The 20060-nt window shown below is 49.2% G+C and carries 18 protein-coding genes; 7 read left to right on the top strand and 11 right to left on the bottom strand.

What is annotated here, in order from left to right; translation table 11 throughout:
* Together Q0J41_RS00810 and Q0J41_RS00805 are read left to right on the top strand one after the other, a co-directional pair.
* Positions 1-1093: transposase (locus Q0J41_RS00810; protein ID WP_296224892.1), on the top strand; the 1093-nt coding region annotated here is incomplete at its 5' end.
* 213 nt (positions 1094-1306) lie between these two features.
* Positions 1307-3421, top strand: coding sequence for a glycerophosphodiester phosphodiesterase family protein (locus Q0J41_RS00805; RefSeq protein ID WP_296224890.1), 2115 nt, complete (start codon positions 1307-1309; stop codon positions 3419-3421).
* A gap of 62 nt (positions 3422-3483) precedes the next feature.
* Here the strand turns inward: Q0J41_RS00805 and Q0J41_RS00800 are convergent, their stop codons facing one another.
* The 4 genes from Q0J41_RS00800 to Q0J41_RS00785 all read right to left on the bottom strand — a co-directional run bounded on the left by Q0J41_RS00800 (position 3484) and on the right by Q0J41_RS00785 (position 8238).
* A complete protein-coding gene (locus tag Q0J41_RS00800) occupies positions 3484-5949 on the bottom strand; it encodes an SEC10/PgrA surface exclusion domain-containing protein (protein ID WP_296224887.1) in 2466 nt (821 codons plus the stop codon).
* 153 nt (positions 5950-6102) lie between these two features.
* A complete protein-coding gene (locus tag Q0J41_RS00795; protein ID WP_296224885.1) occupies positions 6103-6795 on the bottom strand; it encodes a glycerophosphodiester phosphodiesterase family protein in 693 nt (230 codons plus the stop codon).
* 116 nt (positions 6796-6911) lie between these two features.
* Positions 6912-7565, bottom strand: coding sequence for a histidine phosphatase family protein (locus Q0J41_RS00790; RefSeq protein ID WP_296224883.1), 654 nt, complete (start codon positions 7563-7565; stop codon positions 6912-6914).
* Between the two features lie 13 nt (positions 7566-7578).
* Positions 7579-8238: a matrixin family metalloprotease gene (locus Q0J41_RS00785; RefSeq protein WP_296224881.1), complete on the bottom strand. Its 660-nt coding sequence runs from the start codon at positions 8236-8238 to the stop codon at positions 7579-7581.
* A 193-nt stretch (positions 8239-8431) separates the two neighbouring features.
* On the opposite strand from Q0J41_RS00785, the gene helD reads away from it, so the two are divergent.
* The 4 genes from helD to Q0J41_RS00765 all read left to right on the top strand — a co-directional run bounded on the left by helD (position 8432) and on the right by Q0J41_RS00765 (position 13202).
* Positions 8432-10711, top strand: a complete 2280-nt coding sequence (gene helD / locus Q0J41_RS00780) for an RNA polymerase recycling motor HelD (protein ID WP_296224880.1) — start codon at positions 8432-8434, stop codon at positions 10709-10711.
* Positions 10712-11075: 364 nt separating this feature from the next.
* Positions 11076-11717 (top strand): amino acid ABC transporter permease, encoded by a 642-nt coding sequence (locus Q0J41_RS00775; protein ID WP_296224878.1) that lies wholly within the window; start codon positions 11076-11078, stop codon positions 11715-11717.
* 11 nt (positions 11718-11728) lie between these two features.
* Positions 11729-12361, top strand: a complete 633-nt coding sequence (locus tag Q0J41_RS00770) for an ATP-binding cassette domain-containing protein (RefSeq protein WP_296224875.1) — start codon at positions 11729-11731, stop codon at positions 12359-12361.
* Positions 12362-12371: 10 nt separating this feature from the next.
* A complete protein-coding gene (locus Q0J41_RS00765; RefSeq protein ID WP_296224873.1) occupies positions 12372-13202 on the top strand; it encodes an amino acid ABC transporter substrate-binding protein in 831 nt (276 codons plus the stop codon).
* 65 nt (positions 13203-13267) lie between these two features.
* Here the strand turns inward: Q0J41_RS00765 and Q0J41_RS00760 are convergent, their stop codons facing one another.
* The 4 genes from Q0J41_RS00760 to coaA form a co-directional block, all read right to left on the bottom strand.
* On the bottom strand, positions 13268-14014 hold the full coding sequence (locus Q0J41_RS00760; RefSeq protein WP_296224871.1) for a LiaF domain-containing protein: 747 nt from the start codon (positions 14012-14014) through the stop codon (positions 13268-13270).
* 5 nt (positions 14015-14019) lie between these two features.
* Positions 14020-14463, bottom strand: coding sequence for a LytTR family DNA-binding domain-containing protein (locus Q0J41_RS00755; protein WP_296224869.1), 444 nt, complete (start codon positions 14461-14463; stop codon positions 14020-14022).
* A 144-nt stretch (positions 14464-14607) separates the two neighbouring features.
* Complete coding sequence (gene efp, locus Q0J41_RS00750; protein ID WP_002879354.1) at positions 14608-15165, bottom strand: elongation factor P; 558 nt, start codon at positions 15163-15165, stop codon at positions 14608-14610.
* 52 nt (positions 15166-15217) lie between these two features.
* On the bottom strand, positions 15218-16132 hold the full coding sequence (gene coaA / locus Q0J41_RS00745; protein WP_296224839.1) for a type I pantothenate kinase: 915 nt from the start codon (positions 16130-16132) through the stop codon (positions 15218-15220).
* Between the two features lie 103 nt (positions 16133-16235).
* On the opposite strand from coaA, the gene Q0J41_RS00740 reads away from it, so the two are divergent.
* The gene (locus Q0J41_RS00740) at positions 16236-16805 is read left to right on the top strand and encodes an SGNH/GDSL hydrolase family protein (RefSeq protein WP_296224836.1); all 570 of its coding nucleotides are present in this window, start codon (positions 16236-16238) and stop codon (positions 16803-16805) included.
* A 39-nt stretch (positions 16806-16844) separates the two neighbouring features.
* Here Q0J41_RS00740 and Q0J41_RS00735 read toward each other — a convergent pair whose 3' ends face one another.
* The 3 genes from Q0J41_RS00735 to Q0J41_RS00725 form a co-directional block, all read right to left on the bottom strand.
* Complete coding sequence (locus tag Q0J41_RS00735) at positions 16845-17666, bottom strand: helix-turn-helix transcriptional regulator (protein WP_296224834.1); 822 nt, start codon at positions 17664-17666, stop codon at positions 16845-16847.
* Positions 17667-17808: 142 nt separating this feature from the next.
* Positions 17809-18723 (bottom strand): proline-specific peptidase family protein, encoded by a 915-nt coding sequence (locus Q0J41_RS00730; protein WP_296224832.1) that lies wholly within the window; start codon positions 18721-18723, stop codon positions 17809-17811.
* A gap of 67 nt (positions 18724-18790) precedes the next feature.
* Positions 18791-19858: a hypothetical protein gene (locus tag Q0J41_RS00725; RefSeq protein ID WP_296224830.1), complete on the bottom strand. Its 1068-nt coding sequence runs from the start codon at positions 19856-19858 to the stop codon at positions 18791-18793.
* Positions 19859-20060: the final 202 nt, after the last annotated feature.

Here is a 20060-nt window from a genome sequence, read left to right as displayed (position 1 = left end):
AAAACTGAACAAAGCTCTCTATCATGAAATTAGAGACCAGTTCGGCCTTAAAAGCCAGATGGCACAGTCGGCAATCAGAAATGTTATTGCCCGCTATAAGACTGTCAGAACACAGCTTAATCAAAAGCCATATCACTTTGATACTGGCAAAAAAGACAGTAAAGGTCATGCTATCTGGTCTCAATTTTCCCGTGATCTTGATTGGCTTTGGAAGTCGATTGAATTCAAACGTCCGCAACTTGACTTGCAACGTAGCCGTGACTGGTCTTACCTGTCTACTACCCAGCAGCTGTCTTTAAACACCCTGCAAGGAAGAAAGAAAGTCTCATTTGTATGCAAAGGCTTTAATCAATATCTTGATGCTGACAAATGGAAGTTTGGATCAATCAAGCTTCTTCAATCAAAGCAGAATTGGTACGTTCATATTAGCGCTACTACCACGTTACCGGAATATTCTCCAGAAGAGGCAAAACATGTCGTCGGAATAGACCGAGGATTGCGCTTCTTAGCTGCTTGCTATGATGAAACGGGCAAAACTCTGCTTTATAGTGGCGAGAAGGTACTGCGCACTAGACGCAAGTACAAGAAATTGCGGGCTGAGCTTCAGTCAAAAGGTACTAAGTCCGCCAAGCGTCGTCTTAAGCGAATTGGTCAGCGAGAGAACCGCTGGATGAGTGATGTAAATCATCGCTTAACTAAGACACTTATTGACCATTACGGGGCTGAGACTATCTTTGCCTTGGAAGACTTAACCGACGTACGTTTTGCAACTGAACAGACAGCTAAAGATAAGCGCTATGAGATGGTATCATGGGCTTTCTATCAGTTTGAACAGTTTTTGACTTATAAAGCTAATCTGAACTCCTCGATAGTAGTCAAAGTTCCAGCCAAATACACCAGTCAGCGCTGCCCAAAATGCGGGCGGATCCACAAGGAAAATCGGGATCACAAGCTGCACTTGTATGTTTGTGATCGTTGTGGCTACAAGTCAAACGATGATAGACTGGCTGCAATGAACATCCAGCTTTTAGGGACACTCTACCGCAGTGGTGAAGAAGCTCCCCAATTTAACAAACAAGCATCTGCTGAGTAGTACTTGGCATGGAGCGGGCACCGTCAACTGCCCGACGATGCGGTCTCACAGGTGGAAGTTGCGAGACACTATAACCACTATCTAGCAATAGATGAGACTGCAAACCTCAGAATTTATTCTGGGGTAGTTGATTAGTTTTTGTTTTATTTAGGCAAAATAGGCTAGAATAGAGATGTTAATCTAGTATACAGGAAAAGAAAATGGAGTGAATTTTTGAAGAAACGGAAAGATAGCAAAAAGTTGCTACTGGCCTCAGCTATCCTGCTGACTTTGGGGATTGGGCAGCAGCTGGAGCCGTTGCAGCCAGTGCAAGCTGCCCGGCAGGTTAAGACGAGTAAGAAGAAAAAGACGGCCAAGTCCCGGCAGGTTAAGACGAGTAAGAAGAGAAATATGGCCAAGGCCCGGCAGGTTAAGAAGAGTAAGAAGAGAAAGACGGCCAAGTCCCGGCAGGTTAAGACGAGTAAGAAGAAAAAGACGGCCAAGAAAGTAAAAAAGGCCAAAGTTTCTTTAAATAAGAAAAAGTTAAGCCTGCTGCAAGGGAAAACTGCCCGCTTGTATCTGAAAAACAGCAAGAAGAAGACGACTTGGAGAAGTTCCAACAAGAAGATAGCAACAGTCTCTTCTAAGGGCAGGGTCAAGGCAGTCAAGGCCGGGACAGCCAAGATTACTGCTAAAAACGGTAAGAAGAGCTACGTCTGCATGGTTAAAGTTACTGCAGCTAAGGGAACGCTGACTTTTGCCTCCAATGACGGGTCTGGCCGCCGGCAAAAGAAGATTTTTACCTTAGGCAAGAAAGTTACTCTGCCAAAGACTGGCTTTGACCGGGAAAGCTACAAGTTCTTAAACTATACCGTTGCCACAAATGGAGAGGGGAAGAAGTATCGGCTCGGCAAGGCCTACACTTTTAAGAAGAGCACGACCTTGTGGGCCCAGTACCGCAAGCTGGAAAATTACACTATTCAAATTGACGCCAACCAGGGCTTTGGAAAAAATATCACTCTGCATGAGCAGGAAGGTGACAAAATTACCTTGCCAGAGACAGGATTTAGTAAACCTGGCTACGTTCTCGATTCCTTTAACACTCAAGCGGATGGGAGTGGCGAAAAGTATGATCTGGGGGCTAGCTATGCCTTAAAGAATGTTACTTTGTACGCCCAGTACCGTAAGCTGCCGGCAAGTGAGAAACCGGAAAGGGACTTGGGCTTGTGGGGCCTGGATAGCGCGGGGAATTTTTACCAAAGCAAGAATGAGCTGACGACGGTTGACTATATCAAGGCTGACCAAACTAAGTATCTGGCTTTGGATAATTACTTTGACTACCAGATTAAGGCCCTTAAATACACGGATGATGAAAAGCCAAGTTATGTCGGCGTGCAGGCCAACTGGTCAAAGCAGGGGATTATCCTGGACCCGTGCTACAAGTACCTAATCATGGTGAGAAAGAGCAACCAGGCAGCAATTGAAGAAAGCGAGATTGCTGATATTGCTAAGCTGATCCGGATGGAAAATGTTGATGTAAAGACGCAGAGCACTTCTGGCCTGGCTAAGGCGGAGGTCAAGTTTATCGCCCACCGGGGCTATAGCACCAAGTATCCGGAAAACACGACCCTGGCTTTTGAAAAGGCTGGCGGGGAAGCCGGGATTTGGGGGATTGAAACCGACGTGGTTAATACGTCAGACAACAAGCTGGTTATCATGCACGATAATACTTTGGCGCGGACAACCAATATCAGCGCGGATGATCCAAACTATGGTAAGAAAATCAACGATATTCCTTTTGACCAGGTGGAAAACTACAAGATCAAGGGTGTGCTGGATGGCGTCGATAAGGATAAGGTTTATGATGATCTTCGCGTACCAACTTTGCGTCAATACTTAGACATCTGCAAGAAGTATGGCAAGGAAGCTTTTTTGGAGTTGAAGAACATCAACAATATGGAGGCCTTGAAAGAGGTGGTTAAGGAAATTAGCGAAGCAGGGATGCAGAAGCAGACGACTTTGATTTCCTTTAATATTGGTGAACTGGAAGAAGTTAGAAATGTGATTCCGGGGGGCGAAGAAATTGCCATGATGGGGATTTACAACCGCCACTTGACGGACAACGACTATATTTTCCTGTCTCACTTAAAGGCTGGCGCTGACCACAATAAGGACACGACAACGCTTGATGATATTCTCGCGGCTCGTAAGTATGGCGTGGACTATGGAATCTGGACGGTTTACCAGAATGATGACGCAGTCGCGGATATGATTAAAAATGGTGCGGACAAGGTTACCTTGAATGGCGCGGGCTTGATTGAGTCGATGAGTGCTATCGTTAATAACTAGAAAAACAGCTATCTCACTTCAGAGATAGCTGTTTTTGTTTGGAATCAGGTTTGATTCTTAGATTAACGAGTTTTAACAGTCTTGGCCTTTGTCCAGGCAGAGTAGTAGGTCTTGCCGGAGAGCTTGCGGTAAGAGCGGAGTTGTACGTAGTACTTCTTCTTGCTCTTCAAGCCGGAAACCTTAAGTTTAGTTACCTTGGTGCTCTTAGTCTTGGCCTTCTTCATTGAGGAAGCCGTACTGTAGCGAACTTGGTAGCCGGAAACGGACTTAGCCTTCTTCCATTTGCCGACAAAAGCCTTCTTGCTGCCCTTCAAGCTAGTAAACTTGCTGCTTGCGACAACAACTTTCTTAGCCTTCTTCACCTTCTTGGCAACCTTCTTCTTAGTGGCCTTCTTGGTTGACTTTGCTTTCTTTGAGGACTTTTTAATAGTCTTCTTGGTCAACTTCTTAGTGGCCTTCTTTGGAGTCTTCTTAGTGGACTTCTTCTTAGTAGTGGCTTTCTTAGTAGTCTTCTTAGCGGCCTTCTTGGTGTTGGAGCTGCCTGACTTTTGCTTGTTGTCGGAGCTGCTTTGTTTTTGCTTAGTTTGAGCAAGAACTAATTCAACTTTAGCATGTGCAAGCTCCTTTTTAGCAGTTTCTAATTGTTGCTTTAGAGAATCGACCTTCTTTGAAGCTTCACTTTGCGTCTTAGATGCAGAATCATAAGCTTGTTGAGCCGTCTGGAGTTTCTGCTTTACATTGTTTAAATCAGATTCTGCTTTATCTAATTCTGCCTTTGTCGAATCAACCCCTTGTTTTGCGGATGACAATGTTGATTGGGCAGTGTTCAACCAAGTTTGAGCACTTTGAACTTTAGCGGCAGTTAATTGAGCGGCAGATTGTTCTTGAGTTAAGTCAGCGTTTGCCACGTTTACATCTAGTTGAGCAAAGCGATCATCTTCAATTTGACTTCTTAAATCGTTAATCGAGTTTTGAGCATCATTGATTTTCGCTTGCAAGTCACTGATCTGTTGATCCAGTTCTTGGTTTTGAGATTGGAGTTGATCGTAGGTGCTTTGTTCTGGACTTGCATCATTTTTGGCTTGGTCTAAAGCAGTTTGAGCTTTTTTAACTGCATCTTCTTTAGCAGCGATTTCTTCCTTACTTACTGGCAAAACTTCTTTAGTACCGAAGCTGCTTGGGAGGCCAGAAGGGTTGATTGTCAAAAGGCAAACATAGAACTTATCGTCCTGGGTGGTTACGGCAACTGAGAAATAACCGTTGCTGTCAGTAATATTTTTGTAGTTACTTGGATTAGCCAACTGCTGAGTAACCAAATCGAATGCGGCTTTGGCAATTTCACTCATCTTGGTTGTTCCATAATTGTAATAAGTACGTACGTAACCGTTGATAGCTACTTGACTCCAACCTGTAACTTGTCTGTTAGCAGCGATGTCATATCCAATAACAGCATATTCATCAAGACCCATGATGCTTGAGGCGGACTTGATTGCATTGTATTTTCTGAAGACGTAGTTGCTGTTTTGGTATTCTTGTGTGTAGCGCTTGGCATATGCAAGAGAACCATCAGTAATAGTCAGTTTACCCTGTGAGCCAACTTGTGAATTGATCGAATCAATCAGATTCTTGACATAAAGGCTCAGACGCTTGCTATCAGAGTCAGATAAAGCTGATGGATCATCATAAACAGTGTCACTTGCATCCCCATCAGTAAACGGATAGCTATGGTTAGCAATAGCGTCTTGCAGATCCTTCTTAGCAGTATCCCAGTCAGTTGACTTGCCAGTTACATAGTCAATGTAGCTTTGCGGAAGAATGAGTTGCTCATTAGTAGAAGTTGCTTCACCCAAGTCTTTGTGAGCGTTTTGCAGGTCTTGCGTAGCAGCGTCAATTTTTGGCTGCTTGGCATTAAGAGCTTGTTGAGCGGCATCCAGTTTAGGAGTCAGTTCATCCTTCTTCTTTTGTAAGTCGGAGATTTGGCTTTGGTAATTATTGATATCTGAGTTAGCAGAGTCGATTTTTGTGTTTATATCGCTGTTCTTCTTATGAATTTCATCAAGCTGGCCTTGCTTATCCTTCAATTCACTTTCAGCATCAGCAACTTTTTGCTGTTGATCCTTATCTTCTTTTACTGCATCTTGGTAATCGCTATTAGCAGAGTCGACATCAGATTGGGCTTGATCAAGCTGACTTTGAGCGAATGAATTATCACTACTTGCACTAGCTGCCTTGCTATTTGCGTTATCAACAGCGTCCTTTGCCTTTTGCAGATCAGCGTTCTTTTGATCCAAATTATTGTTGGCCGTGCTCAGTTGATCTTGAGCCGTGTTCAACTGACTTTGCGTTTGGTCAACTTCTTTTTGTGCATCGTTAACTTGCGTTTGAGCGCTGGCAACATCCTGGCTTGAGTTTGCGTTAGTAGCAGCATTGCTTGCCGCAAATACCGGGTGGGCATTAGTAACCGCGAATGCAGACCCGGCTAAACCAACGGATGATACGAGCAGAACATTTTTCGAAAATTTCTTCATAATCACACATTCCTTAATTTATTAACAAATATTGGACAAGTCGATTTTAGCACTCGCTGGAACCGGATACAATACTTGATATAGCAATAGACTTATGTTACACCGCGCAAAAAAAGAGCTGCCCGCTAGGGCAACTCTCCTCATATATTCGCGTTAGTAATTTGCCACCCGCTTGCGCAGGTCCATCATATCTTCGAACTTGTTGGTGAAAAAGCCGGCCGCGCCGTACTCAATAATCTTCTTGGCCCGCAGGGGACTGTCCACCGTCCAGATCCGCTCCGGTATATCCGTGTCAATCAAGCGCTTCGGGTGGATCCCCTTAAAGCCGTGCTCCTTGATAAAAGCTGCCGGGTCCTTGATCCGCTTGTTGGTCAGGAAATTGTAGTTTCCCTCCGGCCGGATCTTCTGCGCGTGGATCAAGGTCTGCAAATTGAAGGAGGAGTAGATGATCTCCTGCTTGAACTTGAACTGGTCCGCCAGGGCAAAAATTTTCTCCGGCAAGCCTGGATAATCGAACTTATTGGTCTTCATCTCTAGATTTAGCTGGCCTTCATAGCCAGATTCTTCAGTCAGCTGGAAGAGGTCCTTTAAACGGGGAATCCGCTCGCCATTGGCCAGGTGAAACTGGTCTAATTCCGCCAGGGTGAAATCCTTGATCAAACCCTGGCCGTTGGTGGTCCGCTTGATGTTTTCATCATGCATGATCACTGGCACCCCGTCGCGGGTCAAGTGGACATCGAATTCGATCCCCTCAGCTCCGTGATGCATGCAGTAGTCAAAGCCCTCTAGGGAATTCTCCGGAAACTTGGCTGGATAACCGCGGTGACCGAAAATCTTCGTTCTCATATATTTAATTGCGCTCCATCCTTAAACTGGAATTTTGCTTTTTCTCTTGCCGGCTCATATTATAAGTAGCTCTCTACCAACTTACAAGCCTTTTGCCTGTAAAAATCTGGTAAAAATTACAGCTGCAATTTGTTGTAACTGGTCATCTTTAAATTGCCCGCCTCATCCATCACTAAAGTCGAAATCGATGAGTTTCTTGGGTGAACGGTCGTGTCGATTCCGTCCACCGCGAATCTCTGGGCCAGAGTCTTAATGGCAAAACCATGGCTGACCAGCAGGATATTTTCTGCTCCGTCCAATTGCTGGATTAGGTCAAAGCCCTTCTGCCAGCGGGTCCAAAATTCCTTGCTGTCTTCAGCATCATGGTAGGGGTCAGCCTCCTTGGTCCAGTCAGCGATCTGGTCGCAAGTCGCGTGTTCAGCCAAATCAGCGGCGCTAACAAAGCCATGGGCCGCGCCGACCATCCGCCAGGCCACGTCATTGTCCATCCCTTCAAAGTAGCCGTAGAAATGCTCTCTGAAGTAAGGGTAGGCCAGGTGCTGGAGCAGATCCTTGTTGCAGTTCTTCTCCATGATGATCTCGCAGGTCTCGCTGGCCCGCAAAGTGTTGCTGGACAGTGCAATATCTAAAGGAAGATCCTGCAAGGCTTCAGCGGCCTTTTCAGCGCCTTCCCGGCCTTCATCAGTCAAGGGGGTATCGCACCAACCCTGCATCTTGTTGTACTTGTTGATAAAAGTTTTCCCGTGTCTAACCAGATAAATCCGTTTCATTTTCTAACTTGCCTTATAACTTGCTCTTGTAAATCTTCTTAACCAGCTTGACGTCCTTTGGCTGGATCGTGTAGATGGACCCGGTCGGGTACATGACGGTAACCCCGTTCCGGTGGTCTAAGCCGATCGCGTGGCCTAATTCGTGTTCAACCGTGTTGACGATTCTGGCCTGCGTGTAGTTGTAATAGTCGTTTTCCAGATAGTAAGTGTTCAGAGCCACCTGAGCTGAGTAGAGCCGGTTGGTGTGGCTGAGGTACTTGTAGGTGGTCAGGCCTGCTGCCCCGTTGTTCTTGGAGTTGGCCACGACCACGATCTGGGCGTTCTTCTTGTTTTTGGTCTGCTTAAAGGTAAAAGCGCCCGTCTGGTTCCAGGCTGCCATGGCATTGACCGTGGCGTTGTAGAGGTCAGTTTGCTTGACCCCAATGTAGACCTTGGCCGTCGCCTTTGGCCAGCGGTAGCCGGTCGTGTTCTTGGTGACCTTCTTGCTTTCCGTGACGATGCCGCCGCTTAAGTCCAGAGTCTTGCTTTTTAAGCCTTTCTGCTCCAGATAAGTGCTGGCCGCGCTCGCTGCTTCCAGCAGGAAAGTTTGTATTTGCTCATGGTAGTTGACCACGGCCGCGGCCATGATCGCTAAGATTAGCAGGTTCTTGATGAAATTAAAAAATCGTCGCATCAATTTTCTCCTTTGCGCTAATTATTATAAGATTTGCCAGCTCTTTTTCCTAGCAAAAAGGCCGCTGAAACTGCTTAAGCCTTTCCCAAGGAGGTCTGGCTTTAGTTTTAAACTGAAAAATGGTAGAATATTAGGCAAGTTTTTTCAAAGAAAAGCTGTTGGAGTTATTTTTTAGAAAAGGTGCATATTTCACATGGCAGAAAACTTAGACCGTAAAGCAGAACAAGCCCACCTGGACCAGGTCCTGCAAAAGATTGATCAAAAGGGGGACCAGCTCAAGCAGGCTATCGCTAAAGACAAGGCTGAAGCCCGCAACATCAGCGCCCACTTCTATGATGATATTCGCCTGGACTTTGACGACTACTCGACCTCAATGGACACGGCCCTGTCGATTCAGCAGCAGCAGCAAATGCTCAAAGAACGCGACAATGCCTGGCAGGTCAACGCCCGCGAACTGGCCACTTTAAAGCGGCTGCATGTCCATCCTTACTTCGCCCGGGTCGACTTTGAGGAGGCTGGTGAAGAGCCGGAAAGCATCTACATCGGCCTGGCCTCCTTCATGGATGAGAACAATGAGCTCTTGATCTATGACTGGCGGGCCCCGATCTCCTCAATTTACTACGATGGCAAGATCGGCAAGGTAACCTACTACTCACCGGAAGGGCCGGTGGAAGTCGACATGAGCAAAAAACGGCAGTTCATGATCGAAGACGGAACCATCATCAACATGTTCGACACTGACGAAACCATCGGCGACCAGATGCTGATGGAAGTTTTGTCAGAAAAGTCCTCTATCCAGATGAAGTCCATCGTTAAGACCATCCAAAAGGAGCAAAACAAGATCATCCGGGATACCACCAGCGACCTGCTCTTTGTCCAAGGGGCAGCGGGGTCTGGCAAGACCAGCGCTATCTTGCAGCGGATCGCCTTCCTCTTGTACCGCTACCGGGGCAACCTCAAGAGCGGGAACGTGATCATGTTCAGTCCCAACCAGCTCTTTAACGACTACATCGAAAACGTCCTGCCGGAAATGGGCGAGCAGAACATGGTTCAGATGACCTACTGGCAGTTTATCGCCCGCCGCTTGCCGAAGATGAAGGTGCAGAACCTCTTTGACCAGTTTGAAGACCGGCAGACTGATACGGCCATCGGCCGCTTCAAGGACTCCTTGGCCTTCTACAAGCTAGCCACCCGCTATGGCCAGCACCTGAACCAGTCCGGCATGATCTTCCGCAATATTTATTTCCGGACCAAAAAGAAGCCGTTTTTCAGCAAGGAAGAAATCAAGGAGCTCTACTACTCCTTCAATGAAAACTACAAGCTGGGCAACCGGATCGACGCCACCCGCGAGGAACTGATCCGCCGTTTGAACAAGCGGGTGGCCAGTGAAGCCCGCAAGGTCTGGGTCAGCCGGGAAATCGAAGGGCTCAGCCACGAGCAGATGCTGGACATGTACGACCGGCCGGACCAGGAATTCTCTTCAGAAAAGGCTGAACGGGCCTTCCTGGGCAAAAAGATCGTCATCAAGCACCTGGCTAAAGTTGCCCGCCGGATCAACCACAACGGTTTCTTAAACCTGCGGGGCCAGTACCTGGCCTTTTTGCGGGCCGTGGTGAAGATGACGGACCTGGCCAAGTACGGGATCAGCGAAGAAGAATGGCTGGCTCATGTTGAAGAAGTCAAGGCTAAGTTCAAAGAGCAGGAAATTGACCTCCGGGATGCTTCAGCCTACCTCTACCTTTACGACCAGATCATTGCCCGGCAGACCAACCTGGAGATGCGCTACTGCTTTATCGACGAAATCCAAGACTACTCAGCCTTCCAGCTGGCCTATCTGCGCTACAACTTTCCCCGGGCCAAGTTCACCATGCTGGGTGACTTGAACCAGGCGATTTTTACCAAGGACGAGAGCAGCAGCCTCTTAAAGCAGATCTCCGGCCTCTTTGACCCGGTAAAGACCAAGGTAGTTCAGTTGACCAAGTCCTACCGGTCAACCAAGCAGCTGACTGACTATACCAAGCAGATCCTCAGACATGGGGAAAAAATCGAGAGCTTCAACCGGCAAGGGCCTCTGCCACAAGTTTGGGGCAGAAGTGACAAGACAGAAGCTTTGACAGCTTTGAAAGAGGCTTTGGCGGAAAACGATGCCCAGAAATTGACGACCGCCATCATCACTAAGGACCTGGAAGCTGCCAAAAAGCTGGCTGACCAGCTTGAAGGAGTCCACCTGATCTCCAGCGCCAACCAGCGCCTGGTGGAAGGAAATCTGGTCTTGCCATCCTACCTGGCCAAGGGGCTGGAATTCGACGCCGTGATCATGTGGGATGCTTCTAAAGAGACCTACCACGAAGAAGACGAGACCCAGCTGGTCTACACGATCGCTTCCCGGGCCATGTACAAGCTGGACCTTGTTTACGCGGGGGAAAAGAGTCCGCTTTTGCCAACTAACGCAGCAACTTTTGTAAAAAAGTAAAAGAAAAGCTTGACGGCTTTTTAATATTAGTTTAATATTACTAAAAACAGACTTAGAGTCGGTTATATTTCACGCGATGAACAGAAGAAGTAAGCCTGCCTGGACAGATAGAGACTTCCCGCCGGTGGAAAGGGGAGCGAGGGCTGGCTGAACACACGTCTGTGAGCAGGAGGGGTGAAGGCTTAGTAGCTCCTTCCGGGTCAGCCCGTTACCGCTGCAGCTTGAAGGCTTTTTCAAGCTGGTGAGGCCGGTTGCCGTAAGGGACTGGTGAACACGAGGTGGAATCACGCTGACGCGTCCTCTTGGCCCTATGGGGCCGGGAGGACTTTTTTATTTTCTTTTTTCTAGGAAGCGGGTAAAACGAATGAAATACGTTATGGAAATACTTCCCTCCCTTTTCAGTGGGGCGGGGATGACCTTGCAAATCTTTTTTGAAACATTGATCTTCTCCCTACCTTTGGGGATCCTGGTCTCCTTCGGCTTAAGCAGTCGCTTTGCCCCATTGAAGTGGCTGCTCAATTTCTACGTTTGGCTGATGCGGGGGACCCCGCTTTTGCTACAGCTGATCTTTGTTTTCTATGGCCTGCCAATTGTCGGCTTGACCTTCCCCCGCTATATGGCGGCTTTGGCGGCCTTTGTCTTAAACTACACGGCCTACTTCGCTGAAATCTTCCGGGGCGGCAACCAGGCCATCGACCGGGGGCAGTTTGAAGCAGCCAAGGTCTTGCAATTGACCTACGGGCAGACCCTTAGAAAGATCGTTATTCCCCAGGTAATAAAAATCGTCCTGCCCTCAATCGGCAATGAAGTGATCAACCTGGTCAAGGACTCCTCCCTGGTCTACGTGATCGGTCTGGGCGACTTGCTCAGAGCCGGCAACCTGGCTACGGCCCGGGACGTGACTTTAGTGCCGCTGGTTTTGGTAGCCTTGATCTACCTGCTTTTGATCGGCCTGTGCACTTTGCTTTTGCGGCAGCTGGAAAAGCACTACTCATACTACAGATAGGAGGACTAAACATGCTTGAAGTAAAAAAATTAGCCAAGTCTTTTGGCAACCGGCAGATTTTGCAAAATATGAACTTCAGCTTAAAGGACGGGGAAATCCTCACGGTGGTTGGTCCTTCCGGGGCCGGGAAGACGACCCTTCTCAGAATCGTGGCTGGTCTTGAAAGAGCTGACGCGGGCAGCATGAACCTGGACGGGGAAGAATACGACCTTAGCCAGGAAGAGCGGGGTGCCGTGGGCGTGGTCTTCCAGGACTTTAACCTTTTTCCTAACATGTCAGTTTTGGAAAACATCACCCTGGCTCCCCAGCTGGCGCTAAAAGAAGACAAGGAAGCAGCAGAAGCCAAGGCCAAGGAGCTTTTGGCCAAGCTGCAGATGGCGGACAAGGGCGGTCTTTACCCCTACCAGCTCTCCGGCGGGCAAAAGCAGCGGGTGGCGATTGCCCGGGCTTTGGCCATGCAGCCTAAGATGCTCTGCTACGATGAACCGACCAGTGCCCTGGACCCGGCCTTGCGCGACCAGGTGGCCGACCTCATCTTGAGCTTGAAGGAATCGGGCCTCACTCAATTAATCATCACCCACGACATGGACTTCGCTAAAAAGGTGGCTGACCAGGTCTTGGAAGTTAAGCCGCTGGAAGGGTAGTGACGGGCAGATGAAATGGTTTAAGAAAATCATCTTGCTGGGGCTGGTCTTGTCCTGCTTTTTGACAACAGCCTGCAGCAATTTAGCTAAAGAAGCCAACCAAAAAGATACCTGGGCCAAGCTTAAAAAGCGGGGCAGCCTGGTGATCGGTTTAGACGACACTTTCGTGCCCATGGACTTCCGGCAAAAAGACGGCCAGCTGGTCGGCTATGACGTCGACTTAGCCAAGGCCGTGTGCAAGAAGCTGGGCCTTAAGGCAGACTTTCAGACTATTGACTGGTCCATGAAGGAAACGGAGCTGCGAAACGGGACGATCGATGTCCTCTGGAATGGCTACAGCGTGACCAGCCAGCGGAAGAAAAAAGTCGCCTTTAGCAGCAGCTACTTGCGAAACCGGCAGGTTTTGGTCGTGAAGAAGTCCAGCGGGATCAAGTCTTTTGCCCAGATGAAGGGGCAGGCAATCGGTGCCCAGAGCGGGTCAACCGCCCAGATCTGGCTGGACGGCAGCCAAAAGGTGATTAAAGCTAAGAGCAAGGTCCTTTACGATACGATTCCAGCAGCCTTCCTGGACCTTAATGCCGGCAGAATCAAGGGGATCCTCCTGGATGAAACTTATGCGGAATACTATATTCAGCATGAGGCAGACTCGAAGTCTTACCAGGTCATCTTGAACAAGGAAGTGCCAGAGGACTTGTTCGCCGTAGGGATTCGGAAGGGCGACCGGACCTTGAAGAAGAAGATCGACCAGGCCCTGGCGGAGCTGCAGGCCGACGGGACCTTGACCAAGATCAACCAGAAGTGGTTCGGGCAAAAGTCAAATTACTTGGGTAAAGTTGATTAGCAGCAAATATAGAGAATAAACGAAAAAACTGTTCAGCCTTATTGAATAAGGAACTGAACAGTTTTTTAGATCCGGTGGATGTTAACCTGGCTGAAGACCAGGTCAGCGTCGATCTTTAAAAGTGGGGCATCAAGAGCCAGGTCACTGGAGTTGAGGGCGGAAAAGTGGGAGAAGACTGGACTGGCGTCGGCTTGGACCCGCCAGTCGCTTGGAATGTAGATGTCGACCTTGGAGAAAGCCGCATCCAAATCCAGCTTGGCTTGGCCGTCTTTGAGCTTGGCCTGGTCCAAGTAAAGTCTGGTCGTCCCCATGACGGTGGAGACGTTCAGCTTGTGCAGCTCCTGGCTGTGGATGTAGCGGACGGATTTGGAGAAGACTGAGTCAATCGCGACTTTTTCCCCATTTTTGCCGGCAGATTCACTGTAGCTGAAATTGCTGTCATCGTCATCGTCGTCCCACTTGCCAACTTTCACATTGACCTGCATTTTTTCACCGGCTAAGAGCTGGCCGCCCAGAGCAATCAGGAAGAGGGCCAGGTACATGTAGCCGGTCCAGTTAAAGTGCTGGTAGGCCTGGCTGATGGTTTTGACGATCAAGCCGCTGGCAAAAATCCCGATGAATATGTTCCGGTGCTTGAAGCTGCTCCAGGCGGTCCAGGCTAAAAGCAAGATCCAGAAGACCTGCCCCCAGCTGAGATTGAAGATGTTAAAAACAGCAAAGGCCTGGGGAAAAATCTGGCTCAGCATCAATAGGAGGGCCAGGGCGATTAAGATCAAGCCCCATCTGACCGTGGACTTTTTATTCTTGCTCATTGTGCTTACCTCATTTCGTGTAAATGGCTGATTAATGTTTGATAGTAGCGACGGGAGACGAAAATCTTCTTGTAAGAGGCGGTAAAGCCGAGTTCACAGCCGGTAATTGACCGCTTGACGGCATTGACCTGCCGGCAGTTGACCAGGGCGCTCTTGGAGGCCCGGTCAAAGTCGCTGGGCAGGCTGGCTTCCAGCTGCTTCAGGGTCTGCTTGACCAGGTAACTGCTGTCTCTGTCATGGGCCCAGACATGGCGGTCGCTGGTTTCAAAGAAGAGGATGTCAGCCAGGGGCAGGATGATTTCTGAATTGTCCTTGTAGCCGGTGATTTTCCTCGTTAATTGCTCTTCTAAAAGAGCCAGGGCCGCCGCAATTTCTGGCGTCAGCTCCTTGGCCTTGACGATGATCTGGTCTTCCTTTAGCTGGTCATCTTGTTTAAACTCTACCTGCAATTTCCTCCCCCCTTTTTCAGATATTATTATGAAGAAGATGAAGCAAAAATGAAAGATCAGATGCGCAAGCGGTCATTTTTCCGGTTTAAGTGGCACGCAAAAAGCGCCCGAGCAATCGAGCGCTTTTCATTTACTTTTTTGGCCTTAAGCCCGGCCCTTGTAAGTCCCTTCCAGGGTGTTGATGACCAGTTCGTCGCCTTCGTTGATGAAGTCTGGTACAGTGACCACTAGGCCAGTTTCCATGGTGGCTGGCTTGCCGCCGGAAGCAGCGGTTGCCCCCTTGATGCCAGGCTGGGTTTCTACAACCTTCATGTTGACAGTTGATGGCAATTGCACGGCCAAAAGTTCCCCGTCTTCAGTGAATTCTAGGATAACTTCAATGTTTGGCATCAGGTACTTGACGTCGTCACCCAGTTGGTCGCCGGAAATCGCGTATTGTTCGTAGGTTTCCGTGTCCATGAAGTTGTAGCTGTCGCCTTCGGCGTACAGGTATTGAGCGTTCTTCTTGACGACTTCGACCAGCTCGATCTTTTCACTTGGCCGCATGGTCTTGTGGATTACGCTGCCGGCCCGGACGTCACGCAGGTCCATTTGCATAACGGTGTTGCCCTTGCCTGGTTTGTGGTGGTTAGCTGCCATAACCAGCATCAGCTTGCCGCCATCGTCAAAAATCATGCCTTTTTTCAATTCAATTGCTTGCATAAAAAAATCTCCCTAATAAATTTTTATCACTGTTCTTCATTATACCATTGACTTAAAAGCCGCGAAGGTAAATTTTGTCAATCAAGTGCCCCTCAACCTTATGCAGGATCAAGTTAGCCCGCTCCTTGGTCGGAGCGATGTACTGACGGAGGTTGACTAAGTTGACCATCTGCCAGGTTTCTTCCGCTAAGCGCAGAGCCTCGGCTTCTGGCCCGTTAGCCAGCTTGTAGTAGAAGTTGCTTGGGTCATTCTTCTTCATTTTCATGATCTTCTTGAAGCGTTGCATATACCACTTTTCAATCAAGTCTTCTTCCGCATCGATATAAATTGAAAAGTCAAAAAAGTCGCTGGTCACCAGCTGGCCGCTTTCCGGCAGCTGCAGGGTGTTGATCCCTTCAATGATCAAAATATCGGGCTTTTCCACATGGCCATAGCGGCCTGGGACGATGTCGCTTAATTCCTGGGAATACAGGGGATAAACGACGTCATTTTTCCCGCTAACCACGTCCTGGAGGAAGTCTCTGAGCATCTGCATGTTGTAGCTTTCCGGGAAACCCTTCCTGGGCATCAGCTTCCGCTTCTCCAGCTCCTGGTTGGGGTAGATAAAACCATCAGTAGTCATCATCTGGGTCTTTAAGTCCGGGTAATACCGGGTCAAGAGCAGCTGCAAAAGGCGGGCAGTCGTGGACTTGCCCACGGCAACTGAGCCGGAAATACCGATAATATAAGGCACCTTGCTTTCTGGCAGCTGCAAAAATTCGGCCTTCTTAGCGGCTGCCGCCTGCTTGGCCTGGTAGGCCAGGTGGATGTAGTTCAGCAGGGTTTGGTAGATTTCATCGACGTCCTTGACGTCCAGCTGGTCGCCCAAAGACTTGACCTTGGCCAGCTCTTCACTGGTCACCGCCAGCTCAGTCTTGGGGGTTAAAGCCGCCCAGGCTTGCCGGCTGAATTCAGTATAGTTTCGCATTCTTTTTACTTGTCCTTTTCTCATTCTTTATCTATTATAGTAGAAAAAAGCAGGAGAAACTGGCAAATGCCAGCTTCATTTTTCAAAGAAATGGGTGAAACAGATGAAGAAAGTCGTGCTTTTTGGCGATTCAATTTTTAACGCGTATGACGGGCAAAAGGATACCGACCGTTTGTCCAAGGCCTTGGCCAAGCGGCTGGGAGACGCTTACGAGCTTGTGAACATCTCGGTCAGCGGTGCCTGCGCCCAGGACGTCCTGCCCAGAGTCGGCAGTCTGCCTGCCTGCGACATTTTGGTCGTAGAGTACGGGACCAACGACGCCGCCAGCTGGGGCTGCAGTGCCTATGACTACCAGGAAGGGCTGGAGAGCTTGATCAAGCAGGCCCAGAAGGTAACCGGGGCCAGCGACACTCTGGTTCTGGCTCCGTCCATGCCGGATTTGACAAACCCGGAAATGGCCGCGGCCTACGACTTGGAGAAGCTGGACAAGTACGTCGACATCGCGCAAAGAGACGCCGGCAAGACCAATTCCTTCTTCTTCGACCTGACCCACAAGATGGAAAAGCTGAAGGACCTGCCTTCCTTCATGATTGCAGACGGCCTCCACTACAGCGAAAAAGGGATTTCCTGGTTGGCTGATGTTCTAGCTGACCAAATTAATAAGATGGCATAGGAAAAGCGCTCGATTGCTCGGGCGCTTTTTGCATGCACTTTATTCGTTTGTATCAGTCGTCGTGTCAGTGCTTGACTGGCTGCTAGAGGAAGCTTCCTGGCTGCTTTGTTCCTGACTAGATGAGCTGGCCGCAGAACTAGAAGAACTGGCAGAACTTGCAGAGCTTGCCTGGCTCTGCTCTTGGCTGGAAGAACTTGCCCGCTGCTCTTCACTTTGGCTTTGGCTCTGCTGGTCATCATGGCTTGGCTTGTTTTCATCAGGCTTAGCGGAATCATCTTGCTTCGGCTTAGATGAAGAAGATGATGATGACGAGGAGCTGGATGAGCGGGAAATGCTGGTGGCCTTAGAAGCTAGGGCACCGAAGCCGCCGGCTACGGACCCGACCACGGCCAGGCCCAAGATAACCCAGATCCCGATCTTCAAGAGCTTGTCCAAATTGATGGCGTCAAAGAATTTAAAAATTGCCTTGAAGCCATGCGGCACCTTGCTCTTGTTCAAAATTTCCTTGGCCTTGCCGGCCGGGCCGGCCTCCTTAACTGGCGCCGGGTTAGCGGCCCGGACTTCAGTTACCTTCCCTTTAACTGGAATGGCTGGCTTAGCGGCTTGGGCGCTGGCCGCAGGAATGTCCTTGCCGGCGTCAGCTGGCTCAGTAAACTGGTCTAAGAGCTTTGCCCCGTCCAGGCCCAGCAGGCTGGCGTATTGCCGGATGCAGCTTCTGACCAGGACTGGGTTTAAGCCTTGAAAATCATCGGCTTCAATCTTTTGCAGAGTCGCCTGGTCGACCTGCAGGGTTTGACTAACGGCTTCCAGGCTGAGCTGCTTGGCGCGGCGCTGTTTCTGTAGTTCTTTACCGATTGTCAAATTTTTGCCTCCTAAATGCTTTGGATTAGTTTTAGCCTATTTTACTTGAAAAAGGGCAAAAGCTAAAGGCAGAAGTCTTTTACCAAAGGTTAAGATTTCTTTTATAAAAAAAGCCCCCTCAGGGGACTTTACAAATCGCTGCTTATTTGCCTTGGAAAGTGCCAGCTTCGACTTCCTTAATGAAGTCAGCCAGGTGCTTGTAGTAGACATCCGGGTTGTCAACCATGTGGTGGTGACCGCCATTAGGAGTAGTCACCAGGCGGGAGTTAGGAATCAGCTTCTGCATGGTTCTGGCCGTTTCCAGGGGCATGGTTTCCACTTCACCAAAAGTCAGCAGGGTTGGCACCTTGATCTTTGGCAGTTCGCTTCTGAAGTGCCAGTCCTTCAATTTGCCCGTGATGACGAATTCGTTGTCGCCCTGGAAGGCGTTGTAAACAGCCGTGCCACCCAGGTTGCCTAGGTGGTAGAGCTTGGAAGGTTGCTTGCGGTCAACGAAGTTGATGTTCAAAATCTGTACGTCATCTTGGTAGCGCTGGTTGGCGTAATCGTTCTTTGCTTCGCATTCGTGCATGAAGTCGATTTCGGTCTGCGGCAGGACTTCTTGCCGGCGGCGGTTGACCGCGGCCACGTATTCGTCAATGTCGTCAACCATGGAGGAGATGATGGCCCCCTTCAAGTGGTCACCGTACTTAACCGCGTATTCCTGGACCAAAAGGCCGCCCCAGCTTTGCCCGATCAAGTAGAAGTTATCGATGCCCAGCTTCTGCCGGACTTCTTCAACTTCATCCAGGAAGTATTCGTAAGTTAGGTACTTGTCCGCGATCTTTGGGTCGCTGTAGTCCGGCTGGTCAGAGTAAAGGGAGCCCAGCTGGTCGTACATGTGGACCTGGACATTCAAGCCCTGCTTCTTTAATTGTTCAGCCGTGTCTTCCCAGTATTCGTGGTTGCCGCCCGGGCCCCCGTGCAGGCAGAGCAGGTGGATGTCACCCGTCCCTTGGGTGTTGGTCCAGAGGTGATAGCCATTGTCCAAAGTCAAAATCGTCGTTCCTTGTTTCATTGGAAAATCTCCTAACTATAACTATCTAGTTCATTATATGCCTTTATCTATTATATGCCTTATTTGCCTACTGGTTTTGGGCTGCCAGGAATTCCCGCATTTTTTCCAGCTCGGTGCTGGCTAAGTCCAAGGCGCAGACGTTTTCAAAAAGGTGGCTGACTTCCTGCCCGCTTTCCGGGTCCTCAATGGTGAAGGCTTCTTCATTCACCGCCGTCACGTAGCCCAGGTTTTCCCCGGCTAATTCGTAGTCGTCCACGCTGACCAATTGCTTGCCGGCTTTTTCAATCACTTCCCGGGCAGTCGGGACATGGTCTAAGGACTGGGCTAATTTGCCCAAGTGGCCCGGATCAAAAATTTCATTTTTCTGGTTGTAAGCCACCAGGAAGCTGGAGAAGTCGATGGCTGCTGAATTTACTGTTTCGTGGATCACGTCTTCTTGGTTGACCAGGCAGATGGATTCTAATTGCCCATAGTCATTCAAGCTTTCAAAAAGCAGGAAGTGGTCACTTTGGTCCAGGACCCGGCCCAAAAGGCAGCTGCCAAAGCGGTCGTCATCCAGCCAGTCCAGGTAAAGTTCAACTAAGCCGTAGGGATTCTGACCGGCAAACTGCTCTTTAACTGCCTGGTACTTTTTCCAGAGCTTGTTTAAAGGAGCGTTTAATTCCAGGCTGGAGATGGCAGACAGGGGAATGACCAGGCAGAGAGGGTTCAGCTCGTAGTCATCCCCGATCTGCTTCAGCTGGATTTCGGTTGGACCGGCTAAAGCGATGATGCCGGTGTAGACGATCCCGCTGGTTAAGGTGATATTGACGACCAGGTCCTTCTCCAGTGCGGCTTGGCTGGCCGCGCTAAGGCTGGTCAAAGGCGCCCTCAGGAGCTCCTGGTTGAGGGGCATGAGGGAGAAGGGGTCGGTTGACTTGCCTTCATCGATCAGGCGCTGGCAGTAGGCCAGGCTGGGGGATTCGTCGACGCTGGCCAGGATGTCCTGGTTATTGATGACCAAGACCCCGCCGGCATTGGCGTCGTCGTCCAGGCTGATGAGGGTGGTCGCGTCCGCGCTTTGGTAGACCAGGTAGCCCAGATAGTAGTTGCCGGATAATTGGTCGGCTTTGGTATGCAGTTCAACTAATTTCATTTATTTTGTCTTCTCGTTTCTTTCTAGTTTTTATTCTTTGTTTTTCCCGCTATTTTTTCGTCCTTTTTCTCTTTTTTAAAAAATTGTCACGCTTTGCCAAGAATCAGACTTTAGCAAGATTTTACTTTCTTAGGATTATCTTAATTATATCAATGCTGGCGGCAAAAATAGGAAAGATTGCTATAATGTTTATGAAAGAGAG

Origin of the sequence: uncultured Lactobacillus sp., assembly GCF_944327175.1 — a bacterium.
Lineage (GTDB): Bacteria > Bacillota > Bacilli > Lactobacillales > Lactobacillaceae > Lactobacillus.
The sequence above is the reverse complement of the archived record's forward strand: the minus strand, read 5'-3'. Positions and strand labels throughout refer to the sequence as shown.